Consider the following 21,177-nt stretch of genomic DNA (forward strand, 5'->3'; position numbering starts at 1 on the left):
TTTTCCAGATTCCTACCTTCAAGCATGGGGAGAGCATCATGGCAGAATCAGATAGTGCAAGCAGTATAGAAAAAACGACTACTTCCAATAAACGACCGACTCCTGTCCTGATGATACCTTTGCGCCGCTGTGGCAGCCATGCCTTGCGTCTGCGCCTGAATAACAGCAAGGAATTTTATTCGCCTTATCCCCTGCATATCGTCGACTTCATGCCCCTGGTGCCGCGCTATGGTGACTTGAGCGATGATGAGTCTTATTTCAGGCTGGTCGTCGATGTGGTTGGCTTGCAAGCCGCCAGCATGGTGAAATGGAAAGACATGGTGTTTGATCCGGTAGATGTGTTTGAATCCATCAAGAATGATCAGCGCAGTGTGCACAGGATATTGTGGGAATTGTTGTTGCGTACAGGTGAACATCACCATGCCAGTATCGTCATGGATAAGTCACTCGATAGTGTGCACTATGCAGAAGAGCTATTGCAGCTGTTTCCGAATATGCTGTTCCTGAATGTGGTCAGGGACCCGAGGGCGCAGGTTGCGTCGATGAATAAGGCCATCATTCATGATTATGATTCGACACTGAATGCGCTTGCCTGGCTCGAAGCGCACCAGTTATCGCGCGATATTATCCAGCGTCATCCCGATAGAGTGCTGACCATACGTTATGAAGATTTCCTGAGTAACCAGGAAACTGTCCTGCGGGCGATTTGCGATTTCTTTGGCATACAGTTCTTGCCCGAGATGCTCGATGTTACCCATTCCAGCGAAGCACAGCAGATATCTCAGATGTCGGCATTGTGGGCAACCAACCGCTTTCCACCCGTCATGGCCAACAAGGACAAGTTCAAGCAGCAACTGAGCATGCAGGAAATAGAAGTCATAGAAAGCCTGACCAAAGAGTTCATGCAATTGTATGGCTATGAAATGATGACAGATGCCAATCTGGAATTGAGCCCGGAAGTGCTGGCTGCAGCGAAAGACAAATCCAGCAAAGGCAGGGTAGAAGCCTGGGATAGCCTCAAGCATGACAATTACAAAGATTATGTCTTACGCCGCTTCAGGGCTGATTACCTGGCAAGCCTGAACCAGCGACTGCCTGTACATGCATAGAAATTAAAAGCTACACCAGTGCAACCATGATGCCGGCACCTGTTACCAGAGTGCCGGCTATTCTTTCTGTAATCACTGCATACCTTTCCTGCGTTGCCCAGTGACTGGCTTTGCTGGCCAGCATTCCATATCCGAGCAGGATAAAAAATTCCGGGATGATGGAACAGGCTGCCAGTATCAGCATCTGCACACCTACCGGTTCCCTGGGGTCTATGAACTGCGGCAATATCGCTACAAACATCAACAGGGTTTTAGGGTTCATTAATTGCAGCATCAGGGCGCTGCTGAATATCTTCCTGCCACTGAGTGTTACACCATCCAGTTTGGATATGGTCAATGGCGATGGCTTGCCAAAGATGGCAGATAAACCAAGATAAACCAGGTAAGCCGCACCCAGATATTTGATTGCCAAGAATACTTTGGGTGAAGCCAGTATCAGCGATCCTATTCCTGTCGCCGATACTGCAAAGTAAATCGCATTGCCCGTTAATATGCCCAGCGTGACAAACAGGGATGTGCGCCATCCCCTTGCTATGCCATAGGCAACCACCATCATGACTGCAGGGCCGGGTGACAGCGACAAGGCTGCCTCCGTGGCTGTAAACAAGGCCCAGCTTTCCAGATTCATTGCCATCGCTGCTTATGCCTTCATAAATTCATGAATGGCCGTCAACACCTGATCGGCCTGTTCTGACATCAATGAATGGCCGCAATTGTCTATGATCTTTTGCTGGCTGTTTGCGATGGCTTTGCTCAAGGTCAGGCTGGCCTTTGCTGGTGTCATCATGTCTTTTTTGCCGAGTATGAACAGGCTGGGGCAAGTCACTGATTGTGCAGCTGCTTCGCCATTGGCATAGGCATTGCAGGCAGCAAAATCAGTATAAAAAACCTTGTCAGGGTTGATGGCAGAAATACGTTGCATCAGGCGCTGGCTGACACCCATGACATAAAACCCTGGGCCAGGGCAGGATGGCTTGTGCGCGATGGATGTGTGTGACCAGATATTCACCATATCAATTGCGGTTTGCTCTTCATCACGGGCGGCATTGAGCAAGGTGTCGGATACCTTCATCGGATATGCAGTACCAACCATAATAAGTTTGCTGATACGTGAGTTCGCTGTAAAGCAGCTCTCCAGTGCGATCAGGGAGCCCATGCTGTGTCCGATCAGCGTGGCTTGCGCTATTCCTGCTACATCCAGCAAGGTAAGAAGCCAGTCTGCCATTTGTTCTACGCTGGTCAGTGCCGGGCCTTTGCTGCGGCCATGGCCGGGCAAATCGACTGCTAGCACATTAAAACCGTGATGTGCCAGGTAACGGGTCTGCAAACCCCAGACCGAGTGATCGTTCTGTGCGCCATGGATGAACACCAGCGTGGCCAGGGCAGGGTTGTAAGCCTTGCCACCGGTATAGCAATAGGCTGTCTGGCCATTGACTTCAAATAACATCTCAGGCTCCTTTCTGTGCAGCTTTGAGGCCACGGGACAGGTCTTCGATCAGGTCTTCGACATTTTCCAGTCCTATCGACAGACGCATGGTTCCTTCCGTAATGCCTGATGCCAGCAACTGCTCTGCCGGCACGCGGAAGTGTGTGGTTGAAGCTGGATGGATGGCCAGTGACTTGGCATCGCCGACATTGGCCAGATGCGAGAAAATATTCAGTGATTCAATGAAGCGCTGTCCGGCAGCGCGGTTACCTTTGATATTGAATGAAAATACTGCACCGCAACCTTTGGGTAGCAAGGTCTTTGCCAGTTCATAGTCAGGGTGATTTTCCAGTTCAGGGTAAGAGACTGAATCGACTGCAGGATGCGCAACCAGAAATTCGACGACTTTGCGAGTATTGGCGACATGCCTATCCATGCGCATGCCCAGGGTTTCTATGCCTTGCAAGATGGTGAAGGCATTGTGCGGGCTCATGCAGGCGCCAAAATCGCGTAAACCTTCTCGCCTGGCCCTGAGTGAAAATGCCGCGACTGTTGATTCTTCGCTGAACACCATACCGTGGAAGCCATCATAAGGTTCACAAAGCTCAGCAAAGTGCCCGGTTTTTTCGTAGGCGGCCTGCCAGTCAAAAGTCCCGCCATCGACCAGCAAACCACCTATGGCTGTGCCATGACCGCACAAGAACTTGGTGGCCGAGTGGAACACCAGGTCAGCACCATGATCAAATGGTTTCAGCAGATAAGGTGTGGTGAAGGTCGAGTCCAGCATCAGCGGCAAATGATGCTCATGCGCAATTTCTGCTACTGCGGGGATGTTCAGTACATCAAGGCCCGGGTTGCCCAGGGTTTCAGCAAACAGCACCTTGGTATTCGGGCGTATCGCGGTACGCCAGGCATCCACGTCGCGGGGATCGACAAAGGTGGTTTCTATGCCAAAACGTTTCATGGTGTAAGCCAGCAAATTTTGCGAGCCGCCATAGAGGGCACGTGAAGCAACAACGTGGGAACCTGCGCCAGCTATGGTTGTCAGACCCAAGTGCATGGCAGCTTGCCCACTGGCAACGGCGATACCGGCAACACCGCCTTCAAGTGCAGCAATTCTTTCTTCCAGTACCGCATTGGTAGGGTTGGAAATGCGTGAATAGACGTGACCTGCTCTTTCCATATTGAAGAGCGATGCTGCATGATCTGAATCCTTGAACACAAAAGAGGATGTCAGGTAAATAGGGGTGGCACGTGCACCTGTGGCTGGATCAGGCGCAGCGCCAGCATGCAGGGACAGGGTATCAAAGCCATGATATTTAGGGCCGCTCATTGGTGAGAGTCTCCATATTGTGAGGCAGCAATGCTACCATCGCTGATGCCTAAGGTGCAAAAGGCGGGCAAAAACTTGGAGCAAAGCGCGTGAAATGATGAATAAAATATTTTACATGCTGGATTTTTTGCAAGGCTTGCGATACATTGCAATGAAGGCTCACAAAAATGTATAAGAGGAGGGACATCATGAAAGTTTCAGAGATACTTCAAGTGAAAGGTAATATCCTTTTCACGATCACACCTGATATCCCCATCACTGAAGCCGTAAGCGTCATGGAAGAGAAAGACATAGGTTCTCTTGTCGTGATGGAATACGGTGATCTGGTTGGCATACTGACTTTCCGTGAAGTTATCCGCGCGATCCATAAAAACCAGGGCTCACTTGGTAATGGCACTGTGCGCAAGTATATGGATGACCATCCACTGACTGTGACACCAGAAACCGAAGTGAATGAAGTGCGTCGCATGATGCTGGAAAAGCATTCACGCTACCTGCCTGTCATGGATGCCAAAACCCTGCTGGGTGTTATTTCATTCTATGATGTGGCCAGAGCCGTGCTGGAAGCGCAAAGTTTTGAAAACAAGATGTTGAAAGCCTATATCCGTGACTGGCCTGTTGAAGAAAACGAGCAGTAATCACGAATGCTTGCGCATTGATCAATAAAGATCAATGCGCAAAGATCAAGGTGTGTCGATATCTATTTCAGGATCGCGAATGAAACTTCACATGAAACTTAGTAGCAGCACAGCAAGTTCAGGTTTCTCTGGGATACCTCTACCTTCTACGAGTGTCATGCCACACGCACCTGACCGTAGCGTTGCCAGGATGCTGCGCCTGGTCAGGGGCAGTGTTCCTGACTGTACAGCACGTCGCGCCAGTCTGCATGGTCGCGAGAACGCTGTTCCTAAAGTAGATATCAATATGCACTAAACCAATTGACGCCCGCAAGCTTGTATAGCGGGCGTTTTTTATTGTCTGTTTGGACGCTAGATAAGGAAAATAATATGCATATCGCTGTTGTTGGAGCCGGATTAGCAGGGTTGACAGTTGCGCGGCAATTACAGACGCAAGGCCACCATGTCACTGTGTATGAAAAGAGCATGGGCGTCAGTGGCCGCATGAGTACCAGACATACGGAGCTGGGTGGTTTTGATCATGGCGCTCAATATTTCACTGCCAGCTCCGAACGCTTTAAGAAAGAAATTGCAGACTGGAAAAAATTTGGCTGGGTCGTTCCATGGACTGCCAAGCTGGCGACGCTGGAAGCTGGCAGTAGCAAGCCAGCAGGGCGCAGTGGTACGCGTTATATCGCTGTGCCTGGCATGAGTTCGCTTTGCAAGCAACTGGCGCATGGCCTGGATGTGCGTGCAGAGCAGCAGGTGAGTGCTCTGGAAGCACATGGCAAGCAATGGCTGTTGTCCATCCGATCAGCCACGGTACCAATTGCCGCAACCGCGGGGCCGTTTGATGCAGTGATATTGGCTATTCCTGCTAACCAGGCTGAACCCTTGTTGAGTGTGGTGCCAGCACTGGCCAAACAGGCCAAGCAGGCTCACCTGGCACCATGCTGGACGCTGATGCTAGGCTTCCAGACTTCACTGGATTTGCCATATGACGGTGCCTGGATCAATAATTCCCGTCTTGGCTGGATTGCGCATGATGATGCCAAGCCCCTGCACAGGGCTGGCGAACGCTGGGTCTGTCACGCCACGCAGGCCTGGAGTATTGAACATCTGGAAGATGACGATGAAAGGGTCAAAGAAAAACTGACCAAGGCCTTTCATGAAGCGACTGGCTCATGGATACAGCCCATCCATGCTGTCGTACACCGCTGGCGTTATGCCGAGGCAGTGAAGCCAGTGGCTTCTGATTTCTTGTGGAATGGCAAGCAGGGTATAGGTGTCTGCGGAGACTGGTTTGCTGCCGGTCTTGAAGGTGCTGGCAAAGTGGAAAATGCCTTCCTCAGTGCGCTGGCACTGGCAAAGGCAATTCCTGACTGATTGTCTGCTTGTTGCTGTGCTTATTTGAGTAACTTGGCAAGCCCGCGTGCGGGTTTGCCAGCATCATGCAGGGTCCAGCTCTTGCGTATGCCTTTAGGCACATGCCAGAGTGCTTTCGTGCCTGCACGGAAAAGCACAGTATCACCCGGTTTCAGGGAAAACTTTTTCCCCTCATATTCAATATCTACGCCGCCTTCCAGCACATAGATACTTTCATCAAGCTGGTAATGCCATTCAAAAGTGGAGGGGCCATCGCACTCAAAAATGCCTGAACTGGTGTCGCCATCATGGGATTTGAAAAATTCAGCAGCACGAAAATTCGGTTTGCCTTCCTTGACCCAGGATGGATCGACCTCAAAGGGCTTGGCGGGCAAATTAACAGCCGTAGCACTTGCCGGCTGCGCCTGCGTGACATAGGCAATAGCCTGATAGGATGTGACGCCCAGCAAGGTCAGCAAAACGGCAGCTACGCCTATCGTCAGTGATTTTTTCATGCTTTATACTCTCCCATGTTGTAAGAGTAGCACCGAGCTGCCATCCAGTATGAAAAACAAAGTTAAACATGAAACTGTTTAAATTTTTGCAATTTACTTATTGATTTAGATTATACATGAGCGCGTTCACCGGTCTGCAAGCGCCATAGAGCCGCATAACCTGCATCCAATGCCAGCAATTCGTCATGCGTGCCACTTTCTATGATCTTGCCAGCTTCCAGCAAGTGTATGCAATCTGCCTGACGTACTGTGGATAAACGATGAGCGATAACGATGGTGGTACGGTCACGGCTGACAACATCCAGGCTGCGCTGGATTGCTGCTTCGGTTTCATTATCGACAGCACTGGTGGCTTCATCCAGTATCAGTATAGGTGGATTTTTCAAAATTGCCCTGGCCAATGCCAGGCGTTGGCGCTGGCCACCAGAGAGTTTTTGCCCGCGTTCACCTATGCGTGTAGCAAAACCCAAGGGCAGTTTTGAAATGAATTCCATGGCTTCTGCAGCCTGTGCTGCATCCCGGATGGCAGCGTCATCAGCATCCTGCATGCCATAGGCAATATTGTCGGCTATCGTACCATCGGTCAGGAAACTGTCTTGCGCAACGTAGCCTACGCAGCGACGCAGGTCTTGCAGGTTGATGTCATTGATTTCTGTGTCATCCAGCGTGATTTTCCCGGCTTGGGCGGAGTAGAAGCGTAAAAGCAGTTTCACCAGGGTCGATTTGCCTGAGCCAGTAGAGCCAACAAAAGCGACAGTCTTGCCGGCTGGTATATGCAGGCTGATTTGCTGTAAAGTTTTCTGGTCACCATAGGAAAAATCAACCTGATCGAACTTCAGCTCACCCTTGATCTGGGACGGCGTAATGTGTTTGCCATCATACGGGATATTGATTTTGGTATCCAGCAAGCCCATGGCACGGTCTGTGGCGGACATTGAGCGCTGGTACATGTCTGCAACTTCAGCCAGGCCTGTCATAGGCCACAGCAAGCGTTGCGTCAGATACACCAGTACAGAATAAGCACCGACAGCCAAGTCGCCTTGCAAAGTCAGCCAGCCACCATATACAAGGGTTGCTGTAAAGCCAGCCAGAATCGCCATGCGTATGACAGGTGTGATAGCGGCACTGATGGCAATGGCATTGCTGTTGGCTTCGCGATAAGTGTTGCTGGCTTCCGCGATATGATTTTTTTCAAAACTCTCAGTCGCAAAAGCCTTGATGGTTGCCAGACCCAGCAAATTATTATTCAGGCGGGCGCTGACGTCACCGGCTGCTTCGCGTACTTCAGAATAACGCGGTGCCAGGCGTTTTTGAAACCAGAATGCACCTATCAATATCAGCGGTACTGGCAACAAGGAGATGACAGCGAGGGACGGTTGTAAAGTGAAAAACACTGCGCTGACCATGATGGAAGAGCAGATAACCTGGATGATCTGGTTTGCACCGCCATTGAGGAAACGTTCCATCTGGTTGATATCTTCATTCAAGATGGACATCAGGTTGCCAGTGCGCTGGTTTTCAAAATAAGCCATCTCCAGTTTTTGCACATGGTCGTAAGTATCGAGACGCAGATCATGCTGAAGGTTTTGCGCCAGCTTGCGCCACTTAATGGACAGCAGATATTCAAACCAGGATTCACCGCCCCAGATCAGGGCATTGACTGCGCCAAGGAACATCAGTTGATGCCAGGTATCGGTAATGCCGAAACCACCCAGTACCCGTTTTGCCAAAAAACTCTTGTCGCCATTAATGACGATATCGACTGCCACACCAATCAATACTTCTGGCAGGACATCAAAGAATTTGTTCAATATCGAATATATGGTCGCCAGGCGAAAATCTGTTTTGTAAGCCTTGGCATAATTCAGGAGTTTTTTAAGCGGGTGGACTGGTGGCATGGCAGGATTTACTAAATGGCAGAAAATTGCAGAAGATGACAAAAAACAAAAGGGACTGCAAATTCTACAGTCCCTTCGTTATTTATGCTTGACTATGTCAATTATTAATCTTCCCGGCGCAAATGCGGGAACAGGATCACGTCGCGGATATTAGGTGAGTCAGTAATCAACATCATCAAACGGTCTATACCTATGCCGCAACCGCCAGTCGGTGGCAGGCCGTATTCCAGAGCGCGTATGTAATCTGCGTCGTAGTACATGGCTTCTTCATCACCTGCATCTTTTGCCGCAACCTGGGCCTGGAAGCGTGCTGCCTGGTCTTCTGCATCATTCAATTCAGAGAAACCATTGGCGATTTCACGACCCGTCATGAACAGCTCGAAACGCTCGGTGATGCCTGCAACCGTGTCAGATGCACGCGCCAGTGGCGAGACTTCGACCGGGTAGTCAATGATATAGGTCGGGTCCCACAATTGTGCTTCGGCAGTTTCTTCAAACAGTGCCAGTTGCAATGCACCCAGACCGGCTGTAGCGAAAGGTTTTACGCCAAACTTCAACAGTTCTTTCTTGATGAATTCAGCATCATGCAATTGCTCGTCTGTGTAGCCCGGTGCGTATTTATTGATGGCACCAACAATAGTCAGGCGCTGGAAAGGCTTGCTCAGATCCAGTTCGCGGCCCTGGTAATTCAGCACGGCTGTGCCATGCGCATCTTCAGCCGCTTTGCGTATGACTTGTTCGGTAAAGTCCATGAGCCATTTGTAATCGACATAGGCCGCATAGAATTCCATCATGGTGAATTCTGGATTGTGGCGTGGTGATACACCTTCATTGCGGAAGTTGCGGTTCACCTCAAACACGCGATCAAAGCCACCGACAACCAAACGCTTCAGATACAGTTCAGGCGCAATACGCAGATACATCTGCATGTCCAGCGCATTGTGATGCGTGATGAAAGGCTTGGCAGCGGCGCCGCCAGGTATCACGTGCAACATTGGTGTTTCCACTTCCATGAAATCATTGCAGTTCATGAATGTGCGAATAGAGTTCATGGCGGCCGTACGTGCCTTGAAAGTGCGGCGAGTGTCTTCGCTCATGATGAGATCGACATAACGCTGGCGGTATTTGGTTTCCTGATTGGCCAGGCCGTGGAATTTGTCAGGCAAAGGGCGCAGGGACTTTGTCAGCATGCGCAAGGTCGTGACCTTGACTGTCAATTCGTCAGTTTTGGTTTTGAACAGTACACCTTCTATGCCCAGGATGTCGCCAAGGTCATAGTGACGAAAGGCTTCCATTTCGGCTTCGCCAGTTTTGTCTGTGGTGACATATAACTGTATGCGGCCATCAGCTTTGATGCCGGACGCATCTTGCAGTGTCGCGAATGCCGCTTTTTTACCGGCTTCACGTTTCAACATCATACGGCCAGCAACACTGACTTCAACATTCAGTGCTTCCAGTTCTTCGCGGCTCATCGCGCCATATTTCTCTGCCAGTTCCGCAGCCTTGTGTTGTGGGCGGAAGTCATTTGGAAATGCTATGCCTTTGGAGCGGATAGCATCAAGTTTGGCGCGACGTTCTGCGATGATGGAATTTTCATCAACAGGCAATTCACCTGCTGTCGTGTTATTGATATCAGACATAATTTTCCCTAAGGGAGGGCAGGCATCTGGCCTGCGGGTTTTGATTCTTTAAGGCTGCACAGGCAGTCGCCTGCGCACTGTACAAAATAATTACACGCCTTGCTTTAAGGATGCCGCGATGAATTCATCCAGGTCACCATCCAGAATTGCTTTGGTGTTGCCTGATTCAAAATTCGTGCGTAAATCCTTAATGCGGGATTGATCCAGTACATAAGAGCGAATCTGGTGACCCCAGCCGACATCGGTCTTGGAATCTTCCAGGTTCTGTTTTTCACTCATGCGCTTGCGCAACTCGAGTTCAAACAGCTTGGCCTTTAACATTTCCCACGCTTCGGCGCGGTTCCTGTGCTGGCTGCGGTCATTCTGGCATTGGACGACGATGCCGGAAGGGCCATGCGTCAAACGAACAGCAGAGTCGGTTTTGTTAATATGCTGACCACCGGCGCCAGAGGCGCGGTAAGTATCGGTACGCACATCTGCGGGGTTGATATCGATCTCAAAAGAGTCATCCACTTCAGGATAAACAAACAGACTGGAGAAGGAAGTGTGGCGGCCATTGTTGGAGTCAAACGGTGATTTGCGTACCAGACGGTGTACGCCGGTTTCCGTGCGCAAGTAGCCATAGGCATATTCGCCTTCCACCTTCAAAGTAGCGGTCTTGATGCCAGCGATGTCGCCGTCAGACTGTTCCATGATTTCGACCTTGAAACCCTTTCGTTCGCAATAACGTAGGTATTGACGCAACAGCATGGATGCCCAATCCTGTGCTTCCGTACCGCCAGCACCAGCCTGGATATCGATAAAGCAATTGTTCGGGTCCATGGGGTTATTGAACATGCGGCGGAATTCCATGCCTTCAACCAGTTCACGCAGGCTCTGGGCATCAACTTCTATCGCTTCCAGGGTATCGTCGTCATTTTCTTCGCGCGCCATGGCGAACAGGTCATTCGCGTCGCGCAAGCCGCTATCGGCTTTGACAAGCGTGTTGACGACGTTTTCCAGGGATTTTTTTTCTTTGCCTAATTCCTGGGCGCGTTTGGGGTCATTCCAGACGGCAGGGTCTTCCAGTTCGGCGTTGACTTGTTCTAGTTTCTCTGACTTGATATCGAAGTCAAAGATACCTCCGGAGTTCGGCTTCGCGGACTGTCAGGTCGGCGAGCAGGGCGGACAGGCTATTGAGGCGTTCAGCTTCCATGATGGATATTCTTTTCTAATGCAATCAAACCTTGCATTATACCTTGCTGCAGGGCGCTTGATGTAATTTGCTCACATGGATATGCTTAAATGATATTAAATCTCGACTAAGCCCCGGCAGATTTGCCGGGGTTTATTGATCACTTGCCAAAAGTGATAGTTGGCATCGTGCGAGTATAGCGCCTGGTGTTACCAGACTGAATTGGTGACGGTAGGCTTAGATTCCCTGTGGCTTTCCATCCACTTTGCCAGGTGGGTTTTGAAGCAGGATGGGCAGATATGGTATTGCGTCTGGGTAGATTGGCCACCATGGGGGAAAGATTCTTCTTCTTCCAGTTGCAGGGTGGTGATGGATTTTTCGTGCTCTTTGGCAGCCCAGTTTTCATCCCATTTGGATTCTGCACCACAAACATCACAGGTGAGCTTGTCGAAAACCTCTTCAGTATGTTCAAGTATTAATACTGTTTTCATGTGTTTCATACTTCCTCCCTGAGTTGTTGATGACCTGGATTTGGTGGCAAGTGATGATTTGATTCTACATCAGTGGCAGAGCATGAAAAGGGCAAGCTTGAAAAAAAGCTGTGTTGCCCGGTGCGGGCCAACACAGCTTTCATTTACTGCACAACATTGTTGCTTATTAATTTGCTAGCGTCTGCCTGTCTTGCTCGTGGCTGCTTTGGGTTTTGCTGACTTGTATGCAAGCGCAGGCCGTGCAGAACTGGTCGCAGCAGGTTTACCTGGTGTTGTTTTTGCATTTGCTGCGGCGCGTGCATACGATTTTTTGCCAAAAGTATCAATTTTTGGTGCAGCTACACGCTTGCCATTGGCGACACCACTTTCATCGATGGTAATCGGTATATGTGGCTGGCGCAGCGGGATCAGGTGCTTGGGCCCGCTACCTATCAAATCACGCCTGCCCATACGTACCAGGGCTTCGTGGATGATTTCCCAGTTTTCTGGTGCGTGATAGCGTAGTAGCGCCTTGTGCAGTTTGCGTATCTTGCCTGAGCGTGCGGTTTCCACTACTTCAGAATCTGCCGTGACTTTCTTCAGCGGATTCTTGCGGGTGTGGTACATGGTCGTTGCCAGCGCCATAGGGGTAGGCATGAAGGTTTGCACCTGGTCCAGCTTGAAGTCATTTTTCTTGAGCCAGACAGCCAGGTTCACCATGTCTTCATCGGTAGAGCCTGGATGAGCTGCGATAAAGTAAGGGATCAGGTATTGTTCCTTTCCGGCTTCTTTTGAATACTTCTGGAACATGGCTTTGAACTCATCATAGCTGCCTATGCCGGGCTTCATCATCTTGGATAAAGTGTCGGCTTCGGTATGCTCAGGCGCGATTTTTAGCAGCCCACCGACGTGATGGGTGACCAGTTCTTTCACATACTCTGGTGAGCGCACCGCCAGGTCGTAGCGCAGGCCGGAGCTGACCAACACTTTCTTTATGCCGGGCAGGGCGCGCGCCTTCCGGTAAATTGAAATCAGTTTGCTATGGTCCGTACCCAAGTTTGAACAGATGCTTGGATAGACGCAGGAAAGGCGGCGACAGGATTCTTCTATCTTCTTATCCTTGCAAGCCAGGCGGTACATATTGGCCGTTGGGCCACCCAGATCAGAGATGGTGCCAGTAAAGCCTTTGACCTTGTCGCGAATTTCTTCTATCTCGCGCAATATCGATGGCTCGGAGCGACTTTGTATAATGCGGCCTTCATGCTCGGTAATCGAGCAGAAAGTACAGCCACCAAAGCAGCCGCGCATGATGTTCACCGAGAAGCGTATCATTTCCCAGGCCGGTATGCGCGCCTTGCCGTAGGCAGGGTGGGGCGCACGTGCATAGGCGCGGTCATACACGCCATCCATTTCATCCATGGCCAATGGCAGTGGCGGTGGGTTCAACCAGACATCGCGGTCGCCGTGGCCCTGCACCAGTGCCTTGGCATTGCCTGGATTTGCTTCCAGATGAAATACGCGTGATGCGTGGGCATACAGGACAGCATCCTCCTTGACTTCATCAAAGGAAGGCAGGCGTATCACGGATTTGTGTTGCTTGTTGCGTAGCATGAGCTGGCGCTCTTCACGGCTCATGATACGTATGGCCTGCAATTGCACGACGTCAGCCTTGGTTTCGATTTTGACTTCAGGCTTGGCTTCAGCAGAAACGGCAGCAGTGGCAGGCGCATCGCCCGTGGCGCATTTTGCTTCTTTCTCCGGCACCATGGCATACGGGTCGGTATGCGCTTCTATCTTGCCTGGCGTGTCAATTTTGACAGAGTTAATCTCTGTCCATTCTTCGTCTGGCAGCCAGCCTTTTGGTGTCATGAAGGCAGTGCCACGCAGATCGCGGATATCCTTGATGGATTCGCCATTCGCCAAGCGGTGAGTCAGATCAATGAGGGCGCGTTCGGCATTGCCAAACAAGAGTATGTCGGCCTTGGAATCAGGCAGGACGGAGCGTCTTACCTTGTCAGACCAATAATCATAATGGGCAATACGGCGCAAACTGGCTTCTATGCTGCCAGCGACGACATTAGCGTCAGGGTAAGCTTCACGGGCGCGCTGAGCATAAACCACCAGGGCACGGTCCGGGCGCTTGGTGCGGTCACCATCTGGTGTATAGGCATCTTCAGAGCGTATCTTGCGGTCAGCTGTGTAGCGGTTCACCATGGAATCCATATTGCCGGCTGTAACGCCAAAATACAGATTCGGTTTGCCCAGTGCACGGAAAGCATCAGCAGATTGCCAGTCAGGCTGGCTGATGATGCCAACGCGGAAACCATGATGTTCCAGCAGACGGCCTATCAGGGCCATGCCAAAGCTGGGGTGGTCAATATAGGCATCGCCAGTGACGAGGATAACGTCGCAACTATCCCAGCCCAGCACATCCATTTCGGCGCGTGACATAGGGAGGAAAGGTGCGGTATTTTTCCCGCCAACTTCAGGGCGGAAACGGGGAAAAGAGAATAGATTTTTAGGCTGAGCGTTCATTGGCGGAATTGTACCGGAAAGCGGCTGGTTTTGCGCGGCAATAAGGAAATTCTTCTGAAAAATCAAAAGCTTGCATGCAAGTGCGATGATGTATTTGTTAATAATTTATTCTTGTGATCCTGGACTTTGAAGCACGCCAAGCGATTTTGTAGCATTGCCATGCTTGCTTTAAAGCTGGTCTGCCGCTATCTGACGTAGCGTGATTGATGTAAATTTTTTCGAATTTGTTTATCTTTTTGAGAGCTAATTCCATATTAGATATAGCTGTTTTCGCGTAAAATCGCGCCAATATCAATTTGGCAGGAGAAGTATATGAGTATTAAATCAGACAAGTGGATACGTCGCATGGCAGAGCAAACCGGCATGATAGAGCCGTTTGAGCCGGGCCAGGTGCGTGAACGTGATGGTAACCGCATCGTCAGTTATGGCACATCCTCATATGGTTACGATATACGCTGTGCCGACGAATTCAAGATTTTTACGAATATCAACAGCACTATTGTTGATCCAAAAAATTTCGATGAAAAATCTTTTGTCGATTTCAAGGGTGATGTGTGCATCATTCCTCCAAACTCATTCGCGCTGGCACGCACGATGGAATATTTCCGTATTCCGCGCAGCGTATTGACCATTTGCCTGGGTAAATCCACTTATGCGCGATGTGGCATCATCGTCAATGTCACGCCGTTCGAGCCTGAATGGGAAGGCTATGTGACACTGGAATTCTCCAATACCACACCATTGCCAGCCAAGATTTATGCAGGTGAAGGTTGCGCCCAGGTATTATTCTTTGAGAGTGATGAAGTCTGCGAAACATCATACAAAGACCGTGGCGGTAAATATCAGGGTCAAGTTGGCGTCACTTTGCCTAAGACCTGAATTCAAGATTCAATACAAGACTGATACAAGAAATTCATGCAGCCGGATTACGCAGCCATACTTCAGACTATTTTTTCTGAAGTCCAGCCTTTATTGTCTCAGGGGAAAGTGGCTTCCTATATTCCTGAGTTATCCAAAGTGTCAGCCCAGCATTTTGGCATGGCTGTGTATTGTCTGGATGGTAGCACCTACGCTATCGGCGATAGTCAGCAAAAATTCTCATTGCAAAGCGTCACCAAGCTGTTTGCGCTGGCGCTGGCATTTTCCCGTGAGGGCGATGCGATCTGGGAGCGAGTAGGGCGCGAGCCTTCCGGCAATCCTTTTAATTCTCTGGTGCAGCTGGAATATGAACGCGGCAAGCCGCGCAATCCTTTCATAAATGCCGGCGCACTGGTCATCGCTGACATTTTGTCGGCCCGCTTTGTGCAATCTGATATTGCGGTCCAGCAGTTTGCCCGTACCATTTCTGGCGAACCCACCATCGATTTTGATATGGCGGTCGCCCAGTCTGAGCGTCAGACCGCGCACCGCAATTATGCAATCGCGCATTTGATGAAAGATTTTGGCAATCTGCACAATCCTGTCAAAACTGTCATCGACAGTTATTGCCGCCAATGCTCGCTGACCATGACTTGTGCCGAATTGGCCAAGGCAGGCGGTTTCCTTGCCAATCATGGCACTGTGCCCTGGAATGGGCAGCAAATCCTTGATGCCAGTTCATCCAAACGTCTGAATGCATTGATGCTGACTTGCGGCACCTATGATGCGGCAGGGGATTTTGCTTATCGTGTGGGTTTGCCGGCCAAGAGTGGGGTAGGTGGTGGCATTCTGGCGCTGGTGCCGGGTGAACTTGCAGTGGCTGTCTGGTCACCGGGGCTGGATGCCACCGGCAATTCGCTGGCGGGTACCTATGCGCTGGAGCGATTTACTACGCTGACGGCCAGATCCATATTCTGATTTCTAGTGGTTGCTACTGAGCTGCTATAGAGTTGCCACTGCGTGCCCTCAAGCGCGTAGCGGCCTGTACTGCTTAAGCCAGGAAACCCAGATTGCGGTTAGAAAAATTAGTGATATTCGGGAAAATGTCATTAATCTGGCTCGTGCTCAGCCCAAACCAGTTCGCCAGCGTAGCACCATACTGATCGACAGAAATCTGTGGCAGCAGGCTGCCAGAACCAACATCCAGGCTATGCTTGAGCCCCGTTACCGGGAAATCACCATAAATATTATTACCTTTGACCGCGCCACCAACGATGAAGTGGTGCGAGCCCCAGCCGTGATCGGTGCCATCACCATTGCTGGTAAACGTCCTGCCAAAATCTGATGCTGTGAACAGGGTCACTTGTTTGCGCAAGTCAGTGCCCTGCAAGTTACCGAGGACGCCATCAAAATAATTGATGGCATGAGCCAGCCTGGCCATCAGGTCTGCATGCGCCGTACGCTGGAAATCATGTGTATCGAACCCACCGAGGCTAACAAAGAACACTTGTCGTTGTGCGCCCAGGGCGCTGCGTCCAGCGATGATCCTGGCGATCGTTTGCAATTGGGAGGCCAGGCCATTGTTGGCCAGATTGCCATTGTTCGGGTTGGTATATTGCGTAGGATTGGGAACGCCAGTAGCGCCTGCAGGTGCCATTGCAGGGCTCAGCAGACTTTGTGCATTGATGGAGCGGTTGGTGACTGCCGCATGTTCTTTCTGGAACAGATTGGCAGAGTCCGATGCGATGATGTTCTTTAAAGGATTGCCAGCAGTACTGGAGCCAAACAGGGTGCCCGTCAGTCCGCCAATAGGCACTGCGCCTGAGGCGCTGACCTGGTATTGATTGATGTTGCGTCCCGCAAGAAAAACGGCATTGCCAGATGTTGATATTGCCGTAAATACGGGGTAGGCATTCGACGAGGCCAGCATGTCACCCATGCGCCCGCCCCAGCCATAAGCTGCACCTTCAGGCGCATAGGCCTGCCACAGGGATTGCTGATCATTATGGGAAAACAGTTTGGGCGGCAGAGGTACGCTGCCAGCCTTGTATTGTGCCAAAGTGGTGGGCACAATCAAAGGGCCGACATTGCTGAGTATCGCTGCACGGCCATTGTCAAACAGGCTTTTCAATGGCCCCAACTGCGGATGTAATGCGAAGCTGCGGCCAGCCTGCGATGTGGTCGGGCTGATGGGCAAGACACCGCCATTGGTGCCGACTGCGGGCAGGGCTATTGATCCCGCCTCGTTGGTGGTACGTACGGTAGTGTATTGCGTCCATGACGTGCTGTCTGTGGCCAGTACCGTATTGGCATGATCATTGGCGCCATACAGGAACAGGCATACGAGTGCCTTGTAACCGCCGGAAGAGGTTTGTGCAGCAGCGGAACCCATGGTTGCCAGATTGATGGCAAAGGGCAGGCTGGCGCTACCTGCAGCACCGGCAACACCAAGTGCAGTGGAGAAGCGCAAAAACTCGCGGCGCGAAGCGTTTAATTTAGTCATGATGGTTCCCGTTCATTTTTGGACCAGATATTCAGGAGAGGCCATAGTCAGGAAAATTGACAAATAGACGCGATTCTTCTTCGCTGCATCCGCATTGGCTGTATTGTTGGTTGGTATCGTGACCGAATTGACTGCCGTCAAAATTTGGCTACGCAAATTGCTGCTCATCTGGTTGGACATCAGGGTCAGGTTCAATTGATCCAGCAATTGGTCTGGCGTTGACGCCAAACTGATGAGGCTGCTGTAATCTGCCTTGACGTCACGCGATGAACCGGTGCCGTTAGGTATCACATCGCGCATGAAGTTCAGGTAGCCAACAACTGAGGTTTCACCGGTGATTTGCATTTCCGGCGACACCAGGCCTGCGCTGGCGATGCCTGAATTTGGTGGTACATAACCGGGGCGATAGAAATTGAATACCGTTGGTGAACGCATTGGTGTTTCTGACAAACCACTGAGCGGGTCATCCATGCTGGTCATCAGGAATCGGCCAGAAGTGGAATTCACATTGAATGCCCGCATCCAGTTCGCCAGGCGCAATACCGGCTCCCTGAGTTTGCCAGTGTTGGCAAAGGCCAGGGTAGTGTCATTGCGCGCCTCATTGTCCAGCAAAATCGCTTTGATGACGGCACGCATATCACCCCTGGTACCCGAGCCATTGTTGTTGAAAGCGGCCGCCACCCTGGAAATATATTGTGGGCTTGGGTTGCTGGTGACGAGGCGCTGTATCAACTGTTTACCGATGAAAGGGCCAACATTTGGATGATTGAACAATGTATCCAGTGCAGTTTTCAAACTCGCTTCAGGATTGGCTGGTGACTGTGCCGGAATCGTCACACCCAGGAAAGTCTTGGCCGAAACTGAATGATATTTTGGGTAGCTTTGCATAGGCAGCCAGTCACGGTTGGCGTCTGCATTACCACCGAAGAAGCGGTTGTCACTCTTATCCGGGCCTGCCCAGCTCCATCCGGTGAATACCTTGGCCAAACCCTGTATATCTGTGCTGGAATAGGTCTCAACTGGTTTGCCACCGTTCATGACATAAGTGCCGTCCTGATTTAACTGATACAGACCTATGGTGAAGAGCTGCATGACTTCACGTGCATAATTCTCGTCAGGAACCTGGGTGCCGGATTCTTTTTGATTGCGCAAAGAAGTCAGGTAAGTGCCCATCATAGGATGCAGGCTGACGGATTCAAGCAAATTACGGAAATTGCCAAAGGCATTGGCCCCAAGCGTATCGTAATAAGCCGCAACACCGCGCGGGTAATTGGCAACACTACTGTCCTGGAAGGACACCACGAATATTTGTGAGAGGGCAAAGGTGACCCGCTGTCTCAATTGGTCATCGCCTTTGATTGCCTGCTGCCAGAACGATTCAAAGAAGTTATTCTGGCTCAGATCACTCAAACCATTGATGAAGCCGGCAGCTTGCGCATCCATATAACTGCGGTGCAATTTCTGTGGCATGGCCAGTTGTTTGTCTATCCATGCGCTATAACTGCTGTTGGTCAGGTTATTGATGTCAGAATTGTTCGCGCCAAAACTGGCCTGTGCCAGGAAGCGTGAAGCCTGGGCTGGAGTAGGCGCGTTGGCACTATTGGTTGACTGAAAGCCCACCAGGGCTTGTATCATGCCATTGGCAATACTGGAATCTGTTGGCGTGATTGTAGATGCGAGCGCCATTCCTTTGGTGATGGAATCTGCTTTGCTTATATAAGTGAAGCCCTGCTGAATGGCAAAGTTTTTGGCAACACTGATTTTGTTGTCGAGCAGGGTGCTGACCCAGCCATTGACTGCATCACCAGCATAGCCATGGGCAGCAATCAGCATGGAGCGAACGACTATACCGCGCGTCACAGTCCCATTGGCGAGGCTGCTTGTCCAGTAATCCAGCCCGGCCTTGTCTGGTGGTGAGCGACTCAATACATTGCGGTAAACATTGGTGACGAAATCGACATTGTTGGCGTCTGGTGCATAACCAGTAAGTGCCGCATCTTGTATGGCTGCAATGTAAAACGAATCGCCAATTTTTTCTATCGACATGCCATTCTTGAATTGGGTAACCCAGTAGGCCAGACCATTCGCATCAGGAATGCGGTTGAAATAGGAGATATACAACTCAATGATGTTATTCAGGTCACTGGCGGCAATACTGGAAGACAGGCTGGCAATCTGCAGATTGATTGAGACATCTTTAAATATCAGTTGCTGAATGTTGGAATTGACATCAGTCGTGCCATCAGTGCCTATATTGTCTTTGACTGAATAACCAGTGCTGGTCTGGGTAATCGCATAATTTGAGCGGTTACCGCCAAAGCTGATCGTGGTACTGGTGACCACCGGTGCGGGCGCAAACAGGCGCTCCAGTACCGTAGGAGGGGCTGGCGTAACTTCGCCAGACGATGTGCTGGCTTTTTGATCGCCACCACATGAGCTCAATGCAAAAACGGATAAAACAAGCAAACAATGCTTGACGGTGTTAAGCCTGAATGGCGGCATGGTCACTCCTGAAAGTTCATCCCCAGAAAATTCCATTTGGGAAAGCCAATTCTAATCCATGCCCTAAAATCACAGCGCCAAAAAGTGTAACAAATCAGTGAAGCAACACATAAACGCCCACCAAAGGTAAGCAAATGTAATTGTTATGGTATTAATTTCTTAACTGTAGATTTTGCGTCTATATTCAAATACAAGTTAATGAAATTAATAATAATCCCTTAGTCCATCTCGGCCAGTGTTTGATGAACAAACGCTGACAGGATGAGTTTGGATTGTGCGGAAACATCGACGAATTCAAATCCGTGCCTGTATTCCAGACCGTTTTCAGTAGGCGCCTGCGAACGCAATATTACATTCAGGCTCAGGTATTCATCGTTACCTGCCGCACTGACTTTGAATTTAATGGTGCCCACATCTCCTTTTTTGCCGACCACTTTTTTCATCACGCCGGAAGCGCCACCCATGCTCAGGTCACCCAGCGTAGCTGCTGCGGTTTGCTCCGGATCGCCGATCGTGACGGACGCAATGATTTTGACATTGGCACGCGAACCCTGGCGTATGGTGGTGCAACGGACTTGCTTGGGATAAGAGATATGCAGGTAAGGGTGGGGCGAATACACGGATTTGATGGCTGATGCGGTGAATGCATACGCTTTTTTACCTGGGAACGCCCGGACTATAAAGGTTTGTCCGTCACGAATAATGACGGCTTTGCCATCGATAGTCGGTGCAGTCACCATGATGGACATATTTTTGACAAAGCCGATCAACTTCACTGTATAACGCACAGCCGTATGGTCATGGACTTGCAGATACAGAGTTTCGCCTACGTTCCAGCGTACGCTGTCCAACTCCATCAGCGTATCTTTGTGCGCGTCTTGCGGAGCAGGGCTGGAACCAGGTGCTGAAGATCGAGATGAAACTGGTTTGGAAATGGGTGTGAGTTTTGAGGGGATGGTGTCCCACATGGCATCTGGATTGCAGTAACCATGTTCAAGCAGACCTTCGAGTTGGTGTTGACTTTCAATTTTGACACCAGATGCCATCAACAGATGGCCTTGCTCGTCATAGATAGGCCATGGCGCAGTCTGGCCTACGTTGATTTCCGTATGCTTGATTGGCATTAGTCCTGTTGCACCACCCATTTACTGTATCCGTAGTCTTGATTATCAATCTGATTGTATATCGAAAATTGGAGCAAATTAAGCATCTTGTTGTGCCTTTGTATAATA

Annotated in this window: 18 protein-coding genes; 6 read left to right on the forward strand and 12 right to left on the reverse strand. The window is 50.4% G+C overall.

Annotated features, from left to right (window positions below):
• The first annotated feature begins 38 nt into the window (after nucleotides 1–38).
• Nucleotides 39–1,109: a sulfotransferase family protein gene (locus ACO0LN_RS02055; RefSeq protein WP_422970719.1), complete on the forward strand. Its 1,071-nt coding sequence runs from the start codon at nucleotides 39–41 to the stop codon at nucleotides 1,107–1,109.
• A gap of 10 nt (nucleotides 1,110–1,119) precedes the next feature.
• Here the strand turns inward: ACO0LN_RS02055 and ACO0LN_RS02060 are convergent, their stop codons facing one another.
• The 3 genes from ACO0LN_RS02060 to ACO0LN_RS02070 are packed head-to-tail and all read right to left on the reverse strand — an operon-like array spanning nucleotide 1,120 to nucleotide 3,868.
• Nucleotides 1,120–1,737 (reverse strand): LysE family translocator, encoded by a 618-nt coding sequence (locus ACO0LN_RS02060; protein WP_422970720.1) that lies wholly within the window; start codon nucleotides 1,735–1,737, stop codon nucleotides 1,120–1,122.
• A gap of 12 nt (nucleotides 1,738–1,749) precedes the next feature.
• Nucleotides 1,750–2,556 (reverse strand): alpha/beta fold hydrolase, encoded by an 807-nt coding sequence (locus tag ACO0LN_RS02065; RefSeq protein ID WP_422970721.1) that lies wholly within the window; start codon nucleotides 2,554–2,556, stop codon nucleotides 1,750–1,752.
• A gap of 1 nt (nucleotide 2,557) precedes the next feature.
• On the reverse strand, nucleotides 2,558–3,868 hold the full coding sequence (locus ACO0LN_RS02070) for an O-acetylhomoserine aminocarboxypropyltransferase (RefSeq protein ID WP_422970722.1): 1,311 nt from the start codon (nucleotides 3,866–3,868) through the stop codon (nucleotides 2,558–2,560).
• A 188-nt stretch (nucleotides 3,869–4,056) separates the two neighbouring features.
• Here ACO0LN_RS02070 and ACO0LN_RS02075 point away from each other — a divergent pair, with 188 nt between their 5' ends.
• From ACO0LN_RS02075 to ACO0LN_RS02085, 3 genes are all read left to right on the forward strand, one after another.
• Nucleotides 4,057–4,506: a CBS domain-containing protein gene (locus ACO0LN_RS02075; RefSeq protein WP_162041529.1), complete on the forward strand. Its 450-nt coding sequence runs from the start codon at nucleotides 4,057–4,059 to the stop codon at nucleotides 4,504–4,506.
• A 91-nt stretch (nucleotides 4,507–4,597) separates the two neighbouring features.
• The gene (locus tag ACO0LN_RS02080; protein ID WP_422970723.1) at nucleotides 4,598–4,801 is read left to right on the forward strand and encodes a hypothetical protein; all 204 of its coding nucleotides are present in this window, start codon (nucleotides 4,598–4,600) and stop codon (nucleotides 4,799–4,801) included.
• 74 nt (nucleotides 4,802–4,875) lie between these two features.
• Nucleotides 4,876–5,871 carry an NAD(P)/FAD-dependent oxidoreductase gene (locus ACO0LN_RS02085; RefSeq protein ID WP_422970724.1) on the forward strand — a complete coding sequence of 332 codons (996 nt, stop codon included), beginning with the start codon at nucleotides 4,876–4,878 and terminating at the stop codon, nucleotides 5,869–5,871.
• Nucleotides 5,872–5,891: 20 nt separating this feature from the next.
• Here the strand turns inward: ACO0LN_RS02085 and ACO0LN_RS02090 are convergent, their stop codons facing one another.
• The 6 genes from ACO0LN_RS02090 to ACO0LN_RS02115 all read right to left on the reverse strand — a co-directional run bounded on the left by ACO0LN_RS02090 (nucleotide 5,892) and on the right by ACO0LN_RS02115 (nucleotide 14,082).
• Complete coding sequence (locus tag ACO0LN_RS02090) at nucleotides 5,892–6,365, reverse strand: cupin domain-containing protein (RefSeq protein WP_422970725.1); 474 nt, start codon at nucleotides 6,363–6,365, stop codon at nucleotides 5,892–5,894.
• Between the two features lie 110 nt (nucleotides 6,366–6,475).
• Nucleotides 6,476–8,263 carry an ABC transporter ATP-binding protein gene (locus tag ACO0LN_RS02095; protein WP_422970726.1) on the reverse strand — a complete coding sequence of 596 codons (1,788 nt, stop codon included), beginning with the start codon at nucleotides 8,261–8,263 and terminating at the stop codon, nucleotides 6,476–6,478.
• A gap of 104 nt (nucleotides 8,264–8,367) precedes the next feature.
• Nucleotides 8,368–9,903, reverse strand: a complete 1,536-nt coding sequence (lysS, locus tag ACO0LN_RS02100) for a lysine--tRNA ligase (RefSeq protein ID WP_422970727.1) — start codon at nucleotides 9,901–9,903, stop codon at nucleotides 8,368–8,370.
• A gap of 90 nt (nucleotides 9,904–9,993) precedes the next feature.
• Nucleotides 9,994–11,098 (reverse strand): peptide chain release factor 2 gene (gene prfB, locus ACO0LN_RS02105; protein WP_422970728.1). Its coding sequence is split into 2 segments (ribosomal slippage): nucleotides 9,994–11,016 and nucleotides 11,018–11,098, totalling 1,104 coding nucleotides; the frame shifts between segments, so codons are not numbered across the junction.
• Nucleotides 11,099–11,286: 188 nt separating this feature from the next.
• Nucleotides 11,287–11,577 (reverse strand): hypothetical protein, encoded by a 291-nt coding sequence (locus ACO0LN_RS02110; RefSeq protein ID WP_170133408.1) that lies wholly within the window; start codon nucleotides 11,575–11,577, stop codon nucleotides 11,287–11,289.
• 165 nt (nucleotides 11,578–11,742) lie between these two features.
• Entirely contained in the window at nucleotides 11,743–14,082 is a 2,340-nt protein-coding gene (locus tag ACO0LN_RS02115; RefSeq protein ID WP_422970729.1) for a YgiQ family radical SAM protein, read from the reverse strand.
• Between the two features lie 312 nt (nucleotides 14,083–14,394).
• Between ACO0LN_RS02115 and dcd the strand changes: the two genes are divergently transcribed.
• A complete protein-coding gene (dcd, locus tag ACO0LN_RS02120) occupies nucleotides 14,395–14,961 on the forward strand; it encodes a dCTP deaminase (RefSeq protein WP_186945400.1) in 567 nt (188 codons plus the stop codon).
• Between the two features lie 36 nt (nucleotides 14,962–14,997).
• Nucleotides 14,998–15,918: a glutaminase gene (locus ACO0LN_RS02125; RefSeq protein ID WP_422970730.1), complete on the forward strand. Its 921-nt coding sequence runs from the start codon at nucleotides 14,998–15,000 to the stop codon at nucleotides 15,916–15,918.
• Nucleotides 15,919–15,991: 73 nt separating this feature from the next.
• On the opposite strand, the gene ACO0LN_RS02130 is transcribed toward ACO0LN_RS02125, so the two are convergent.
• The 3 genes from ACO0LN_RS02130 to ACO0LN_RS02140 all read right to left on the reverse strand — a co-directional run bounded on the left by ACO0LN_RS02130 (nucleotide 15,992) and on the right by ACO0LN_RS02140 (nucleotide 21,069).
• Entirely contained in the window at nucleotides 15,992–17,443 is a 1,452-nt protein-coding gene (locus ACO0LN_RS02130; RefSeq protein WP_422970731.1) for a DUF1501 domain-containing protein, read from the reverse strand.
• Between the two features lie 12 nt (nucleotides 17,444–17,455).
• Nucleotides 17,456–19,945, reverse strand: a complete 2,490-nt coding sequence (locus tag ACO0LN_RS02135; protein WP_422970732.1) for a DUF1800 family protein — start codon at nucleotides 19,943–19,945, stop codon at nucleotides 17,456–17,458.
• Nucleotides 19,946–20,163: 218 nt separating this feature from the next.
• Nucleotides 20,164–21,069, reverse strand: coding sequence for a flagellar brake protein (locus tag ACO0LN_RS02140; protein ID WP_422970733.1), 906 nt, complete (start codon nucleotides 21,067–21,069; stop codon nucleotides 20,164–20,166).
• Nucleotides 21,070–21,177: the final 108 nt, after the last annotated feature.

Origin of the sequence: Undibacterium sp. TC9W, assembly GCF_049339865.1 — a bacterium.
Lineage (GTDB): Bacteria > Pseudomonadota > Gammaproteobacteria > Burkholderiales > Burkholderiaceae_D > Undibacterium.

Bases quoted from the DNA above. Each gene is read 5' to 3' on its own strand.
- ACO0LN_RS02135 (WP_422970732.1), bottom strand. From the start codon at position 19,945: ATGCCGCCATTCAGGCTTAACACCGTCAAGCATTGTTTGCTTGTTTTA.
- ACO0LN_RS02125 (WP_422970730.1), top strand. From the start codon at position 14,998: ATGCAGCCGGATTACGCAGCCATACTTCAGACTATTTTTTCTGAAGTC.
- ACO0LN_RS02080 (WP_422970723.1), top strand. From the start codon at position 4,598: ATGAAACTTAGTAGCAGCACAGCAAGTTCAGGTTTCTCTGGGATACCT.
- ACO0LN_RS02095 (WP_422970726.1), bottom strand. From the start codon at position 8,263: ATGCCACCAGTCCACCCGCTTAAAAAACTCCTGAATTATGCCAAGGCT.
- ACO0LN_RS02070 (WP_422970722.1), bottom strand. From the start codon at position 3,868: ATGAGCGGCCCTAAATATCATGGCTTTGATACCCTGTCCCTGCATGCT.
- ACO0LN_RS02085 (WP_422970724.1), top strand. From the start codon at position 4,876: ATGCATATCGCTGTTGTTGGAGCCGGATTAGCAGGGTTGACAGTTGCG.
- dcd (WP_186945400.1), top strand. From the start codon at position 14,395: ATGAGTATTAAATCAGACAAGTGGATACGTCGCATGGCAGAGCAAACC.
- ACO0LN_RS02110 (WP_170133408.1), bottom strand. From the start codon at position 11,577: ATGAAACACATGAAAACAGTATTAATACTTGAACATACTGAAGAGGTT.
- ACO0LN_RS02065 (WP_422970721.1), bottom strand. From the start codon at position 2,556: ATGTTATTTGAAGTCAATGGCCAGACAGCCTATTGCTATACCGGTGGC.
- lysS (WP_422970727.1), bottom strand. From the start codon at position 9,903: ATGTCTGATATCAATAACACGACAGCAGGTGAATTGCCTGTTGATGAA.
- ACO0LN_RS02130 (WP_422970731.1), bottom strand. From the start codon at position 17,443: ATGACTAAATTAAACGCTTCGCGCCGCGAGTTTTTGCGCTTCTCCACT.
- ACO0LN_RS02055 (WP_422970719.1), top strand. From the start codon at position 39: ATGGCAGAATCAGATAGTGCAAGCAGTATAGAAAAAACGACTACTTCC.
- ACO0LN_RS02090 (WP_422970725.1), bottom strand. From the start codon at position 6,365: ATGAAAAAATCACTGACGATAGGCGTAGCTGCCGTTTTGCTGACCTTG.
- ACO0LN_RS02075 (WP_162041529.1), top strand. From the start codon at position 4,057: ATGAAAGTTTCAGAGATACTTCAAGTGAAAGGTAATATCCTTTTCACG.
- ACO0LN_RS02140 (WP_422970733.1), bottom strand. From the start codon at position 21,069: ATGCCAATCAAGCATACGGAAATCAACGTAGGCCAGACTGCGCCATGG.
- ACO0LN_RS02115 (WP_422970729.1), bottom strand. From the start codon at position 14,082: ATGAACGCTCAGCCTAAAAATCTATTCTCTTTTCCCCGTTTCCGCCCT.
- ACO0LN_RS02060 (WP_422970720.1), bottom strand. From the start codon at position 1,737: ATGAATCTGGAAAGCTGGGCCTTGTTTACAGCCACGGAGGCAGCCTTG.